The 13899-nt window shown below is 67.3% G+C and carries 10 protein-coding genes; 7 read left to right on the top strand and 3 right to left on the bottom strand.

The features are described from left to right. The first annotated feature begins 606 nt into the window (after nt 1-606). Together eat and QZY03_RS26500 are read left to right on the top strand one after the other, a co-directional pair. Complete coding sequence (gene eat / locus QZY03_RS26505; RefSeq protein WP_295586358.1) at nt 607-1851, top strand: ethanolamine permease; 1245 nt, start codon at nt 607-609, stop codon at nt 1849-1851. Nucleotides 1852-1871: 20 nt separating this feature from the next. Continuing rightward, nucleotides 1872-2057, top strand: a complete 186-nt coding sequence (locus QZY03_RS26500) for a hypothetical protein (RefSeq protein WP_295586355.1) — start codon at nt 1872-1874, stop codon at nt 2055-2057. 382 nt (nt 2058-2439) lie between these two features. Here the strand turns inward: QZY03_RS26500 and QZY03_RS26495 are convergent, their stop codons facing one another. Both QZY03_RS26495 and QZY03_RS26490 read right to left on the bottom strand, forming a co-directional pair. Then, entirely contained in the window at nt 2440-3021 is a 582-nt protein-coding gene (locus tag QZY03_RS26495; RefSeq protein WP_295586352.1) for a hypothetical protein, read from the bottom strand. Continuing rightward, nucleotides 3005-4213 (bottom strand): XRE family transcriptional regulator, encoded by a 1209-nt coding sequence (locus QZY03_RS26490; RefSeq protein ID WP_295586349.1) that lies wholly within the window; start codon nt 4211-4213, stop codon nt 3005-3007. The genes QZY03_RS26495 and QZY03_RS26490 overlap by 17 nt, the downstream gene beginning before the upstream one ends. A 448-nt stretch (nt 4214-4661) precedes the next feature. Between QZY03_RS26490 and QZY03_RS26485 the strand changes: the two genes are divergently transcribed. The 3 genes from QZY03_RS26485 to eutC all read left to right on the top strand — a co-directional run bounded on the left by QZY03_RS26485 (nt 4662) and on the right by eutC (nt 7490). After that, nucleotides 4662-5099 (top strand): DUF29 domain-containing protein, encoded by a 438-nt coding sequence (locus QZY03_RS26485; RefSeq protein WP_295586347.1) that lies wholly within the window; start codon nt 4662-4664, stop codon nt 5097-5099. 186 nt (nt 5100-5285) lie between these two features. Further along, a complete protein-coding gene (locus tag QZY03_RS26480) occupies nt 5286-6677 on the top strand; it encodes an ethanolamine ammonia-lyase subunit EutB (protein WP_295586346.1) in 1392 nt (463 codons plus the stop codon). Between the two features lie 21 nt (nt 6678-6698). Further along, nucleotides 6699-7490, top strand: a complete 792-nt coding sequence (eutC, locus tag QZY03_RS26475) for an ethanolamine ammonia-lyase subunit EutC (RefSeq protein ID WP_295586344.1) — start codon at nt 6699-6701, stop codon at nt 7488-7490. A gap of 172 nt (nt 7491-7662) precedes the next feature. Here eutC and QZY03_RS26470 read toward each other — a convergent pair whose 3' ends face one another. Beyond that, nucleotides 7663-9156 (bottom strand): AMP-binding protein, encoded by a 1494-nt coding sequence (locus QZY03_RS26470; RefSeq protein WP_295586341.1) that lies wholly within the window; start codon nt 9154-9156, stop codon nt 7663-7665. 414 nt (nt 9157-9570) lie between these two features. Here QZY03_RS26470 and QZY03_RS26465 point away from each other — a divergent pair, with 414 nt between their 5' ends. Continuing rightward, a complete protein-coding gene (locus tag QZY03_RS26465; RefSeq protein WP_295586360.1) occupies nt 9571-10641 on the top strand; it encodes a hypothetical protein in 1071 nt (356 codons plus the stop codon). Then, nucleotides 10638-13535, top strand: a complete 2898-nt coding sequence (locus tag QZY03_RS26460; RefSeq protein WP_295586339.1) for a tetratricopeptide repeat protein — start codon at nt 10638-10640, stop codon at nt 13533-13535. The genes QZY03_RS26465 and QZY03_RS26460 overlap by 4 nt, the downstream gene beginning before the upstream one ends. Nucleotides 13536-13899 lie beyond the last annotated feature (364 nt).

Here is a 13899-nt window from a genome sequence, read left to right as displayed (position 1 = left end):
GCGGCGCAGAGCGGGGAAGCCGGCGCGGGCTGACGCCATGCCCGGAGTCCAGGGCTTTACCGTGAAAGTGCGTCGTCAGGCTATCCTGGCCTGACGGCGTCGGGACTGGAACGGTCAGGGCTGGAAGCCCTGACTACGCAGCGGTCGAGGGGACGTTCATGTTCCGGGGTGACGCGGGCGCCATGGTCGTTACCATGAAAATCGCGCACCGACCCCGTGGGAGCGGCGTCCCGCCGCGATGGGGCCGGGCCTGCAGCCGCAGCGTTCGCGGTCACCACCGCACCGCATCGCGGCGGGACGCCGCTCCCACGGAGGCCATTCATCGTCCGAGGTAGCTGATGTTCCTTCCATGGCCGTTAGCCCTGGTCCAGCGCCGCACCAAGGCTACAGCCTGGGACGCGAACGCGCTGCCCGCCCGGGTAGGCGTGGTGGCCTGAAGTTTGCTCTAACTGTGTCCTGAGGGCTGCAAGCGGTCCTTACGCCGACCAACCGCACCGCGGCGGTGCAGCGACCCGGCGAACCGCCCGATTCGCAAGCAAAGTGCAACCGGCAGGAACGCTTCAGCCTGTGATCGCGGCATACTGCGCCAACCACGGGACATGACACATGGCCGATCAACCCAATATCCACGTCCACGGTGCCGACTACGAGAAGGTCGACGCGAGCTACTTCGAGCACCGACAACTGCGCACCGGGGCGGCCGGCTGGGTGCTGTTGGCGGGACTGGGGGTGGCCTATGTGATCTCCGGGGACTTCGCCGGCTGGAACTTCGGGCTCAAACAGGGCGGCTGGGGCGGGCTGTTGATCGCCACCATTTTGATGGCCGTGATGTACACCACCATGGTCTTCACCCTGGCGGAACTCTCGTCCATGATCCCGACGGCCGGCGGCGGCTACGGTTTCGCCCGCCGCGCCTTCGGTCCGGTCGGCGGCTTCCTGACCGGCACCGCGATTCTGTTGGAGTACGCCATCGCCCCGGCGGCTATCGCCGTCTTCATCGGGGCCTACACCCAGTCGCTGCTGGGCGTCGGCGGCTGGCCGATCTATCTGGCCTTCTATGCGGTCTTCGTCGGTATCCACATTTACGGGGCCGGCACCGCGCTCAAACTCATGTTCCTGATCACCGCGGTCGCGGCCACGGCGCTGGTGGTCTACGTGGTCGCGATGATCCCCCATTTCAGCGCCGCCAACCTGTTCGACATTGCGCCGACGACCGCCGTCGGCGCCAGCGCCTTCCTGCCCTTCGGCTACATCGGCATCTGGGCGGCGATCCCCTATGCCATCTGGTTCTTCCTCGCCATTGAGGGCGTGCCGCTGGCCGCCGAGGAGGCGGCGGACCCCCGGAAGAACCTGCCCAAGGGACTGATCGTCGGGATGCTGATCCTGCTGTTCTTCGCCGCCTCGATCCTGGTCGTGGGTCCGGGCGAGGCCGGCTCGGCCACCATTCAGGCCAGTGGCAATCCGCTGGTCGAGTCACTGGAAGCGTCCACGGCCTACGGCGGTCGCACCTGGATCAGCGCCTTCGTCAACCTGGTGGGGCTCGCCGGCCTGGTCGCGAGTTTCTTCTCCATCATCTTCGCCTATTCCCGCCAGCTTTTCGCCCTGTCCCGCGCCGGCTATCTGCCGCGTTTCCTGTCGCTGACCGGCACCCACAAAACGCCCTGGGTCGCACTCATCATCCCCGGCACCATCGGCTTTCTGCTGGCCCTCACCGGCGAGGGCGACCTGCTGATCCTGGTCGCGGTCTTCGGCGCGACCATCAGCTATGTACTGATGACCGCCGCGCATATCGCGCTGCGGCGTCGTGAACCCGGACTCGACCGCCCCTACCGCACCCCGGCGGCATCCTGACCTCCGGCATCGCCCTGGTCTTGGCCATCACGGCATTCGCTGCCGGCTTCCTGGTGGACTTGCGGGTCGTGCTCTACGCCGCGGGCTTCTATGCGGTGATGGTCGCCTATTTCTTCTTCTACAGCCGGCATCACCTCGTTGCGCAGGCTCCGGAAGAAGAGTTTGAAGCCATTGCGCGGGCCGAGGCGGAACTGGGTGGCGGCTAGCAGAACTGTCGGACTTGAAGCAATTCCCAGGAGTGAACCTCCCGACTGCGCAGGATGTAGGGGCGACTTTAGTCGCCCCCACGGCCTTGATCGTCGTTCCGGCCACTTGGGCGCGCCGGGTGCGTAGTCAGGCCATCCTGGCCTGACACTGTCAGGGCTGGAAGCCCTGACTACGCATACCGCCGGCCGGGATTACGATCAAGGTCGCCCCCACACATCGGTAGATCCTTATCCTGGAAATAACCTTAGGCGATTTCCGACAATTTGGATACCGGTGAGTGTAGGTGCGACTTCAGTCGCACCTGCGTCTGAATCGGTGCGACTGAAGTCGCACCTACATCCGAGCCGATGGTGGGTGGTATCCGGTGTTCCGGAAATCACCTTAGCCTCCGGAATCACCGGTCAAATACCCCATCCACCAGTCGAACAGCGGATCTCGTACATTTGGAAGATACCGCGCGCGACGCTTGATGCGCAGCAGTGTTTCCCCGATGGTCAGATCCGTGACGTCGGCAGTATCCGCCCAACGTTTGATCAGATCCGCGGTACCGCGGACGGCGACCTGGACCGAGCAGGCGACCGCGATCGCCTTGCGGTCGTCGGTCGCCAGCATCCATCCGCGGGACTGCGCGATGGCAAGGGCCATCGCCTCACCATCGTCGAGTCCGCGCGCATGGGCGACGAATGCGGCCATCTCGGCCGGCCCTTCGAGCGCAACGCGCTGGAAGAGTCCGCTGTCGAGGTGCGGTTCGAGGTCGATCGGTTCGCGCGTCGGCTCGCCTTGGTCATTGCAGCCGCGCAGAAACAACGCCTCGTCGGCGACGGCTTGAGGCAGCATCCAGGTCAGCCCGAGGTGGGGGAGCCAAGTCGAAAAGGCGTCCGCGGCCGCGAGGTTGATCAGGCAACAGGCGTCGATGACGATCCGGGTCAAGGCTTGAATATCCAGACTAAGAGGCAAGATCAAACAGGGATAATTGCTCCGGGATCCGCACCGCGCAGGCGTGTCCTTGCGCGTCCAGGTCCCGAGAGGTCAGCGTCGCCTCGACAATCTCCCGTGCGGTGACGCGATCGGTGCGCAGAAAACGGGCCAGACTGCCTTCGCTGATGCGTTCCCGAACGTACGCCTGCACCGCCAGATAACGGTAGCGCTCGGGGTAGACATCCTCATGGATCGGCGAGGGTTCAAGACCCAACAGTCTGCGGGCGGCCCCCGGTTTGAAGCCGCGTTCGGTGAGTGCCTCCCAGGTACCGTTCGGGAGCAGCCCCAACTGCTCCAGCCGCAATGCCGCCGCCTGGGCCGAGACATGGAATTGGTGAGCAAGCCGGCTCAGGTCGGCGGTCTGAAAGTCACCAGTCCGTTCGGTCACCGCGAGAAAGCCGCGTCGGATGGCAGTTTCCGGCATCAACAGGCTGGCCGCAAAGGCATCCGCAAAACGCTCGGAGACCGGCTTACGCCGTGCGTCCTCAATGTAATCCACTCCCGGCTTGTGCCGGTCGGCGAGAAAGTGGGCGTATTCGTGGGCGAGCGTCCAGCGGCGGCGCTCCGCCGGATGCTTGCGGTTGATCAGTATGCAGTAGCCAAGCTGCGGAACGAAGGCGTAGAGCCCGGCCAGGGTGGAAGGGATGTCGCCAAAGAAGCAATGAACCCCGGCCTGCTCGACCAGCGAACGCAAATCGAAGACCGGTTGATCACCCAAATGAAGCCGGGAGCGCTCGCGGATCGCGACATCTTCGGCGAACGCGCGCAGATCCGCCCGGCGCGGCAGGGTCGCCTCCGGCGGGAAGTCGCGGAACGGCTCAGTCTCTGCCAGGTTTTCCAGTGCCTGATAGTCGTTCGCGAAGGCTTGCAAGGTCTGGATCGCCGCCGCGACCGCAGGCGAGTCGTCGGTGCCGAGCGCGGCGCGCAGATGCGGCTCCAACGCCGGTGTGTCCTGGCCCTGACGCATCAGGTCATGGACCGAATGCCGGTAAATCCCGGCCAGGGCGACGATCTCCTCCGGTCTCGCCTTGCGCGTGCCTTTCTCGATTCCAATCAAGGTCGGGCGGCTGACCCCAAGCTGCTCAGCCGCCTGCTGCTGCGTCAGGCCGGCCGTCTTGCGCGCTTCGGTCAGGCGGTGGCCGAGTGCGACGGGGGCGAGCTCAAGAATCGCAGACATGGCGTCCGCCCTCATGGGCTGGAGGAACCAGCCACCCGGCTTAAGGAAGTCCAAAGTCTCGTTCTCGGCCACGCTGAGTCGATCTCCACCAGGGTACACCTCGATCATTGTCAATCTGTGCTCAAATAGTAGCAGGAGACTTCTCTTTGTAAATATCGATCGCCACTATTTTCTAATTTTGTAAAATTTCGCCGGACTCCTGGTCATCAGGACGCTGCAAACCGGATGTCCGGTGCCGAACCGCGGTTAGGTTCAGTGCGCTCTGTGTGCGAAGCAGCCTCGGCAGGTGTCCATCGGGACTCTCTACAGACGTGTGTCGGAGGCGCACGGCCCCGGCCTTGTAGCTCACCCGCCCAGCGGCTAACATCCAAACCAGCGGATTCGCGTAGCGGCTTTTGGCCGTGTTTTGTACCAAGATGATCAAGGACCCGAGGCGGAGGTTGACTCAATGAGCGTCGCGACACTGCATGAGGCCGATCGCTTTGAATGGCTGGAACAGCAAGTTGGTTTATTGAGATCCGGCGCACTCGGCGCGCTGGATATCACGCACTTGATTCAGGAACTCGAGTCCGAGATGGGAAACGAACGGCGCGAATTGTTCCGACGCTTGCGTGTGCTCATGGCCCATTTGTTGAAATGGCAATTTCAATCCGCGGCGCGCTCCAACAGTTGGAAAGGGACGATCCGCACCCAACGCAGTGACATCGCGCGGCTATTCAAAGAAAACCCAAGTCTGCGCCGCTTCCTGGCCGAGGAACTGCCTGATGCTTACCGCGAAGCGGTGGAATGGGCCGCGGATGAAACCGGGCTTGGCGACGAAATATTTCCGACCGAATGTCCCTACGCGATCGATGACATACTGAGCCGGGATTTCTGGCCTGACTGATTGCGCGATGTATCGACGCCGCAGGGGCCTTGATCATCATCCCGGCCATCGTACCGACACCGCGGCCGCTGGTCCGCACAGCGGACCCTACGGATCGCGGCCTTACCGTCCGCTGTGCGGACCGACGCGCCTGGCCGGAACCATGGTCGGGGCCGCCGCAGGATAACCCGTTCATCCGGAGCCCCCATGCCCGTCTACCGCCACACCATCGGCACGACCAGCTACCGCTTCAACGGCCTCTGTGACCTGCTGGCCAAGGCGTCCCCGGCACGCTCCGGAGACCAGCTCGCGGGGATCGCGGCCCTGGATGCCGCCGAACGGGTCGCCGCCCAGATGGTACTCGCCGACCTGCCGCTGACCACCTTCCTGAACGAAACGGTGGTGCCCTATGCGTCCGACGACGTCACGCGGCTGATCATCGACACCCATCAGCCGGCGGCCCTGGCCCCGGTGGCGCATCTGACGGTCGGAGACTTCCGGAACTGGCTGCTGGGCGACACGGCCGACGCAGCCGCCCTCGCCGCCCTGGCGCCGGGCCTGACGCCGGAGATGGCGGCGGCGGTCTCCAAGCTCATGCGCATTCAGGACCTGATCCTGGTCGGACACAAGTGTCGGGTGGTCACCGCGTTCCGCAATACCATCGGCCTGGCCGGACGCATGGCGACCCGACTCCAACCCAATCATCCGACCGACGATCCCACCGGAGTCGCCGCGAGTATCCTCGACGGCCTGCTCTACGGCAGCGGCGACGCGGTGATCGGCATCAACCCGGCGAGCGACAGCACCGCCGCGGTGATCACCCTGCTGCGGATGCTCGACGATATCATTCAGAGCTACCGCATCCCCACCCAGTCCTGCGTGCTTGCCCATGTCACGACCCAACTCGAGGCCATCAACCAGGGGGCGCCGGTCGATCTGGTCTTTCAGTCCATCGCCGGCACCCAGGCGGCGAATGCCGGTTTCGGGGTGACGCTCGACTTGCTGCGCGAGGCGCGGGACGCCGCCCTGTCACTCAAGCGAGGCACCCTGGGCGACAATGTCATGTATTTCGAGACCGGCCAGGGCAGTGCACTCTCCGCCAACGCCCACTACGGTGTGGACCAGCAGACGCTGGAGGCGCGCGCCTACGCGGTCGCCCGTCACTTCAAACCCCTGCTGGTCAACACCGTGGTCGGCTTCATCGGCCCCGAGTACCTGTACAACGGCAAGCAGATCATCCGCGCCGGACTGGAAGACCACTGCTGCGGCAAACTGCTCGGCCTCCCCATGGGCTGCGATGTCTGCTACACCAACCACGCCGAGGCGGATCAGGACGACATGGACGTGCTGCTGACCCTGCTGGGGGCGGCCGGCTGCAACTACATCATGGGCATCCCCGGGTCGGACGACATCATGCTCAACTACCAGACCACCTCCTTCCACGACGCGCTCTATGTCCGCCAGGTACTGGGGCTGCGGCCCGCCCCGGAGTTCGAAGCCTGGCTGCACCATCTGGGGATCTTCGACGGGAACAACCGGGTGGCGGTCACGAGCGCCCTGCCGGAGCCCTTCGTGCGCACCCTGGCCCAACTCACCTGAGATTGCCCCGGAGCGCACACCATGACCAACCCGCTTGTGCCCCATCAGCCGGTCGTCGCCAACCACTGGGAGACCCTGCGCCGCTTCACCGCTGCCCGCATCGCCCTGGGCCGGGCCGGCGGCAGTCTGCCCACCGCGCCGCACTTGGCCTTTCAGCTCGCCCATGCCCAAGCGCGCGACGCGGTGCAGTTGCCGCTGGACCAGGCGGGCGTCGCGTCCGACCTGCAGACCCGCGGCTACCAAACCGTGCGCCTGCACAGCGCGGCACCGGACCGCGCGACCTATCTGCAGCGGCCGGACCTGGGGCGCCGACTCGCTGAACCCTCGCGGGAGACCCTGGCCGCACTGGCGGCCCACGCCGCCGCCCCGCCGGAGCTGGCCTTCGTCATCGGCGACGGGCTCTCCGCCCGCGCCATCCACGAGAACGCCGTCGCTTTCCTGGACCAGATCGCCCCCCGGCTGCTCGCCGCCGGCTGGCACCTCGGCCCGGTCTCGCTGGTCGCGCAGGCGCGGGTCGCCATCGGCGACGAGATCGGCCAGGTCTTGGGCGCCGCCATCGTCGTGATCCTGATCGGCGAGCGGCCGGGCTTGAGCTCCCCGGACAGCCTGGGCGCCTACCTGACCTACGGACCCCGCATCGGTGTCACCGACGCCCAGCGCAACTGCATCTCCAACATCCGTGCCGCGGGTCTGAGCCATGAGGCCGCCGCCCACAAACTCGCTTATCTGCTGGACGAGGCCAGGCGGCGCAAGCTGTCGGGAGTCTTGCTGAAGGACGAAGCCGGGACACGGTTGCCGCTGAGCGCGGACTGAACACGGCCGGCAGTCGGCGCTCAGGCTGATGGTGGATGCGCTACGCTTATCCACCCTACGAAACCAGTTCCGCTGTAGGGTGGATAAGGCGCGCCATTCGATGCCAGAGACCCCGCACGTCGGTCGCGCGCGCCGCATCCACCAGGGGTCGCGCGATTCAACGGCTCCGCGCTCACCCGGCCGCCGCCTGCGCCAGCGCGCGCAACCCGCACCGATCCAGTTTGCCTGATGCGAGCACGGGCAACTCGGGCAGCGGCAGAAAGAGCCGCGGACGTTCCGCTCCCGACAACCTGACCCGACACCAGGCGTCGAGTGCCGCCGGCGTCGCCTCGCCACGATAGAGTGCGACCAGCCGCTGGCCCCACACCGGGTCCGCGACACCGACGACCGCCGCCTCGCTCACGCCAGGCGCCTCGGCCAGCATCGACTCCACCCGCCCCGGATGGACATTGACCCCGCCGGTCACCAGCACCTCATCGGCCCGCCCCAGGATATGCAGCGCGCCGTCCGGCCCCCGGCAGGCGAGATCCGACGTGGTGAACCAGCCGTCCGCCAACCCCACGCCGGGCATCCGCTGCGGATTGGCATAACCCGCCATCACCACCGGCCCGCGCACCCGCAGCCGCCCGGACCCGTCCGCGCAGGCCGGGCAGTCCAGTTCGACCCCGGCCAGGGGTGGGCCGATGACTCCGGACGCGGGAGCCTGCACCAGGCGCTCCGAGGTCGCGAGCTGCGCCGCGGTCTCGGTCATCCCGTAAGTCATGTGCAATGGCCAGCCGGCCGCGATGGCCTGCCGCGCCAGCGGCGGACTGAGCGACTGCCCGCCCACCAACACCACCCGCACAGTCACAGGCGGCGGGCGCCCCAGGGCAAGCAGGCGCGCCAGCATCGGCGGCACCAGCGACAGGTGCGTCACGGCCCGCGACGCGATAGCGGCGGCCACCGTACCCGCGTCGAACCCGTCATGGAGCACCACCGCGGCCCCGGCCCGAGCACAGCGATAGAGAATGGAGAGCCCGCCGATATGGCGCAGCGGCAGACAGCACAGCCAGGTATCGCCGCCGTGAAGGTCCAGATGCCGATTACTCAGCGCCGCCGCCGCCAGCACAGTGCCCTGAGTCAGCATCGCCGCCCGCGGGGCGCCGCTGCTGCCGCTGGTCTCCACCACCAGGGCCAGCGGTGAGGACCAGCGCGCGGACCCTGGTACCGCACCCGGCGTCACCCGCACGGGCGGCAACGCCAGGCGAACCAGCCGACCGCCGTTCAAGCCATCAGTGCCGGCGGCCCGCCAAACCCACTCGGCACCGGTCCCCGCCAACAGCGCATCGCCGGCCGGGTCATCCGCCGCAGCGCGGATCGGCAACAGCGCCGCATCGCACTGGGCCAACGCGTGCAGCATCAAGATCAGGTGCGTCCCCGGCCGTTCCGGCACCGCCACCAAGTGGCCCGGCTGCAAGCCTTGCGCACGGAGCCGCGCCGCCAGGGCCGCGGACTGCTCGGCGAGTTGTGCATAGCTCCAGACGGATTGTCCAGCCCCCGATACGGTGATCACCGCAGGCTCCAGACCCCGGTGCCAGGGCGCCCCGGCGAAGACCGCTCCAGCGGCAAGCGAAACGGCAGGAACCAACTCCCGCATCCCAGTCGAGCAGTCCGGTGAATCATTCATTTGCGACTTGGTCATCGGGGCCTTGATGCAACCCTGTGGGAGCGGCGTCCCCCCGCGACGGGCCGGGCGCGGAGCCGCAGCCTTGTAGTCACCCCGGCACCGCATCGCGGCGGGACGCCGCTCCCACGGGGGACATGCTTCGTCCTGGGTGACTGATGTTCCTTCCACGGCTGTTCGCCGGTCGACTTCGCATCTGGGTGGCCCTGGTTCGGCTTAAGCCTCGGCCAGTGCGCAACTCCCGTGCATCGGCCGGACCGAGGAACTGCCGCGGCGGAGCAGGACCACTTCCTGCCCATGAACGCTGCTGTACTATATCGCGTCAAGACCACGCGGGAAGACTGGGAGTCGCACACATGACGGAGAGATTGGACGACCTGATCGTGGTGCTGCCCGGAATCATGGGCAGCACGCTTCCTGCCCTTCCCTTACGACTGGCGCCTGTCCAACCGCTACAACGCGCGGCGGCTCAAAGCCGTCGTCGAGCCCGCGCTGGAAAAATGGCGCGCTCAGCAGCCCAGCCTGCGCGAGGCGAAGGTCACCTTCATCTGCCACTCGATGGGCGGTCTGGTCGCCCGCTGGTATATCGAGCGCGAGGGCGGCGCCGAAATCACCCGCAAGCTCATCACGCTCGGCACGCCCCATCGCGGCGCGCTCAATGCTTTGGAAACGCTCGTCAACGGCGTCGAGCTGAAGCTCGTGGACAGCTACGGCATCTCAATCGGACGGCTGGCCCCCAGGCTCACGCGATTCGCCCGCAGTCTGCCGTCGCTCTACCAACTGCTCCCCGAATACGCCTGCATCGAAACCGACGACGGTTTGGCGAAGACCACCGAGGTGCTCCTGCCCGAGTTGTCCACTGCGATGGCCGCCGACGCCATGCGCTTCCATACCGATCTGGACGCGCAGCAGTCCGCTGCCTACGACCTGCATCCCATCGTCGGTTTTCGCCAGCCGACGGCGACTACGGCACAGTTGCGCAACGGTCGGGTCCGCGCGCTCGAAACGATCGAGGGCAACGACGAGGGCGGCGACGGGACCGTCCCGCGCCTGGCCGCGACCCCCGCGCGCTGGCGTCCCAACGACCCCGCTATCCGTTCCGCCGCCGAGCGCCACGGGTCGCTCCAAAGCAACCGCGGCGTACTCGATGAGATCGAATTCGTCCTCGGCGCCCGTGCCGAGCCCTACAAGGCCGGCGGCCTGACTGAGCTGACGGTGCGCATCGACGACCTGGTGCTCGCCGGTCAGCCCATCGCGCTTCGCGCGGACACGGCCGACGGCAGCCGCGTTGGCCTGCTGGCGCTGATCCGGGACGAGGCGGGCCGGGAAGCGGCGCGCCGCCTGCTCACGCCGGGCGAGCCCGCAACCTTGAGTCCACTCCCGCCCGGCGGCTACAGCGTCGAGATCGGCGGGATCGGCACGGCCGCACACCGCATCGCGCCGGTGACCTGTCCCGTGCTCGTCTGGAACCCGGAAACGGCCCAATGAGCGGGTTGCCCCGGCGCTTTCTCGGCATCGGCGTCTCCCGCTACGACGCCGGCACCCTGCCGGCCCTGCCGCACGCCGTCGCGGATGTCCAGACTCTGGCCTGTTACCTGAAAGCAGAGCGCGGCTTTCAGGCCGAGCCAGTCACCGATCCGACCGAGGACGAAGCCAGGGCCGCGCTCAAGCAGCAGTTGAAAAAGGACAGTCTGCCGAGGGGAAGTGCCGTGGTCCTGCTCTGGTCCGGGCACGGGGAGTTGCTCCCGGAGGGCGGTCTGCACCTCATCGCCAGGAATACCGAACGCGGCGCGGCACCGGAGCTGACCGCCGGTCATTTGGCGAGCTACCTCGCCCGCTGCGGCGCGACGCAAGTCCTGCTGCTGCTCGATACCTGCTTCTCGGGCTCCGGCGTGCTGGAGGCCCAGCGTGTGGTCGACCAGGTCCAGCGTGAGTGCACGCCGCACCAGGTCTGGTTCGGCGTGCTCGCCGCGAGCCGCGACTTCGAGCGGGCACGCGACGGGGTGCTCGTCGCGCGCCTCCTGCGTCTGCTGGAGCACGGCCCGCGCCTGGCCGCGCTGCAGCGGCGCTGGAGCGCCCACAACGAAGGCGTACGCGGCGACGACATCATGGATGCCTTGGTCAAAGAGTGGGACGACCCGGGCCAACATCCCAAGACGGCCGGATACGGCGACGCCTGGCCCATGTTCCCCAACCCCCACTTCGACCCGGATGCCGCCGAACAGATCGTCGAGCACTTGCGGCTCGCCGCCGAGGGCCGCGCACCGGACGAGGACGGGGTCTATTTCACCGGCCGTCAGGCGCCGCTCGCCGCGCTGGTCGACTGGATACACGCGGGCAACACCGGCGTCTTCGTCCTCACCGGGCCGGCCGGCTGCGGCAAGTCCGCCATCGCGGGGCGGCTGGTCAGCCTGTCGCTGCCGAGCCAGCGGGCACGTCTGCTGCGCGACGGCCCGCTGACCTCCGCCGATCCGGGCGCGGGCAGCATCGCCGCGCAAGTCCACGCCCGGCGGCTGACCGTCGAGCAAGTCGTCGCGGAGATCGACCAGCAGCTCGTGCGACGCGGGGTGCTGGCGCCCGCGCCGGACGGCGCAACCCGCGGCCGCGGCGCCTTGCTGGATGCACTCGAACGCGCGGACACGCCACCGCTCATCGTCATCGATGGCCTGGACGAGGCCGGCAGCCATGCCTGGACCATCGCCCGTGACGTCATCGCGCTGCTCGCCGGCACCAGCCGTCTGCTGCTGGCGACGCGCGACCTGCCGGCGCGCGCGCAGGGCGAGCCCACCTTGTGCCAGGCCCTGGCGCCCAACCATCTCCTGGACCTGGGCGATGCCGCACTCGCGGCGTCCACCCGACAGGACGTCACAGACTATGTTCTGGCGCGGCTGGCGCCGATCGCGGCGCCCGCCATGGATGGGGCAAAGGTCGCCGCCGCCATCCTGGCCCTCAGCGCCGGGAGCGACGAAGGCGCCTTCCTGCTCGCCCAGGTGGTGACCTCGCAACTGCGCGCCGAACCGATCGACACCGCCCGGCCGGACTGGGAGCGCGGCCTCAGCCGCAGCATTGAGGAGGCGCTGGAGCGCGATCTCGCGCGGCTCGACCAGCCGGGGCGCGCCCGCGCGCTCCTGACCGCGCTCGCCTGGGCTTACGGGCGCGGACTGCCGGACGATCTGTGGCCCCTGTGCGCGACGGCCCTGGCGCCGGAGCACCGCTTCGCGCCCGCCGATGTCGACTGGATCCTCGGCGCCGCCGGCCGCTACATCGTCGAGGACGGCGCCGGCGGGCGCGCCGTCTACCGGCTCTCGCATCAGCGTCTGGTGACCCTGTTGCACCCGCCGACCAAGGCGCGGGAGTTGGACGCGCAATTCGCACGGGCCTCGCTGTTGGCCGTCGCGCTCGTCGCGCACTGCCGGACGCTCCTGGATGCCGGGCAAGCACCTCAAGGCCACCATTATCTGTGGAACACGCTTTGGCAGCACTGCTTGGATGCCGGACCTTCGGGTATCGCGGCACTGCGCGCCCTGGCCGCCGAGCACCCCGCCTTCCGGCCCGGCCTGGCGGGGGCGCTCAATAGTCAGGAGGCCCTGGCACCCACCGAAGCGGTGGTGTCGCTTCGCCGCGCCCTGGCCGCCGAGAATCCCGCCTTCCGGCCCGGCCTGGCGAGCGCGCTCAACAACCTCGGTGTTATCTGCAGCGAACTCGGGCGCCGTCAGGAGGCCCTGGTGCCCACCGAAGAGGCAGTGGAACACTTCCGCGCCCTGGCCGCCGACAACCCCGCCTTCCGGCACGACCTGGCGATGGCGCTCAACAACCTCGGCAGCCACTACAGCAAACTCGGGCGCCGTCACAAGGCCCTGGCGCCGACCGAAGAGGCGGTCGCTCTTCGCCGCGCCCTGGCCGCCGAGAATCCCGCCTTCCGGCCCGGCCTGGCGAGCGCGCTCAACAACCTCGGCATCCGCTACAGCGAACTCGGGCGCCGTCAGGATTCCCTGGCTCCCACCGAAGAGGCGCTGGAGCACTTCCGCGCCCTGGCCGCCGAGAATCCCGCCTTCCTGCCCGATTTGGCGAAAGCGCTGAAGAACCTTGGTAGTTTTTGCAGCGCGCTCGGCATGGCTGAAAAGACCGATGCCCTCTGGCTCGAGACCCTAACCGCCATCCCGCGGCCGACGGACCGGGCCTTTCTCCTGCTGCGGCGTGCCGAGTCACGACCGCCGGGAGATCTCGCCGCGATCGGTGACCTGCTCACGGCGCAGGACCTGATCGCGGAAGAACCAAACGAGATACTCGACGACTTCCAGCAGGTGTGCCGCACCCGCCGGAGCCAGGACGCGGCAGGCTTCGACACCGCCTGGGCAAATCAGGGCCGTAGGATGCGGTGAGGCACGAACCGCATCATCCCCGTCTGATCGATTCGTTGCGGGTAGGATGCGGATGGGTTTCAGATGCGGTTCGTTCCTGACACTGGTGGCGAATTCGCTAACCAATTGAAGTACATCGTCTCATGAACATGCTTTCAATGGGTCATGGGGTTCTTCCGGCATTTCGCCACCAGGGGGAGCGCTGGGGTTCGCTCGCGCTCACGGCAACCTACGGGCTCTCGCCAAAAGAAGATGCTCTCACAAAGACACAAAGACACGAAGAAGAAAAGAGAGATAAGAAGCCATGAAAGGCTTCTCTATCTTTGTGTCTTTGTGTCTTTGTGTCTTTGTGAGAGGATTTCTTCTCTTCCTTCCGTGTCTTCGT

The organism is uncultured Lamprocystis sp. (assembly GCF_903933125.1).
In the GTDB taxonomy this organism is placed as follows: Bacteria; Pseudomonadota; Gammaproteobacteria; order Chromatiales; family Chromatiaceae; genus Thiodictyon.
The sequence above is the reverse complement of the archived record's forward strand: the minus strand, read 5'-3'. Positions and strand labels throughout refer to the sequence as shown.

Excerpts from the sequence above, each read along its gene's own strand:
- eat (WP_295586358.1), top strand. The coding sequence starts at position 607 with ATGGCCGATCAACCCAATATCCACGTCCACGGTGCCGACTACGAGAAG.
- QZY03_RS26490 (WP_295586349.1), bottom strand. The coding sequence starts at position 4,213 with ATGTCTGCGATTCTTGAGCTCGCCCCCGTCGCACTCGGCCACCGCCTG.
- QZY03_RS26485 (WP_295586347.1), top strand. The coding sequence starts at position 4,662 with ATGAGCGTCGCGACACTGCATGAGGCCGATCGCTTTGAATGGCTGGAA.
- QZY03_RS26480 (WP_295586346.1), top strand. The coding sequence starts at position 5,286 with ATGCCCGTCTACCGCCACACCATCGGCACGACCAGCTACCGCTTCAAC.
- eutC (WP_295586344.1), top strand. The coding sequence starts at position 6,699 with ATGACCAACCCGCTTGTGCCCCATCAGCCGGTCGTCGCCAACCACTGG.
- QZY03_RS26470 (WP_295586341.1), bottom strand. The coding sequence starts at position 9,156 with ATGAATGATTCACCGGACTGCTCGACTGGGATGCGGGAGTTGGTTCCT.
- QZY03_RS26460 (WP_295586339.1), top strand. The coding sequence starts at position 10,638 with ATGAGCGGGTTGCCCCGGCGCTTTCTCGGCATCGGCGTCTCCCGCTAC.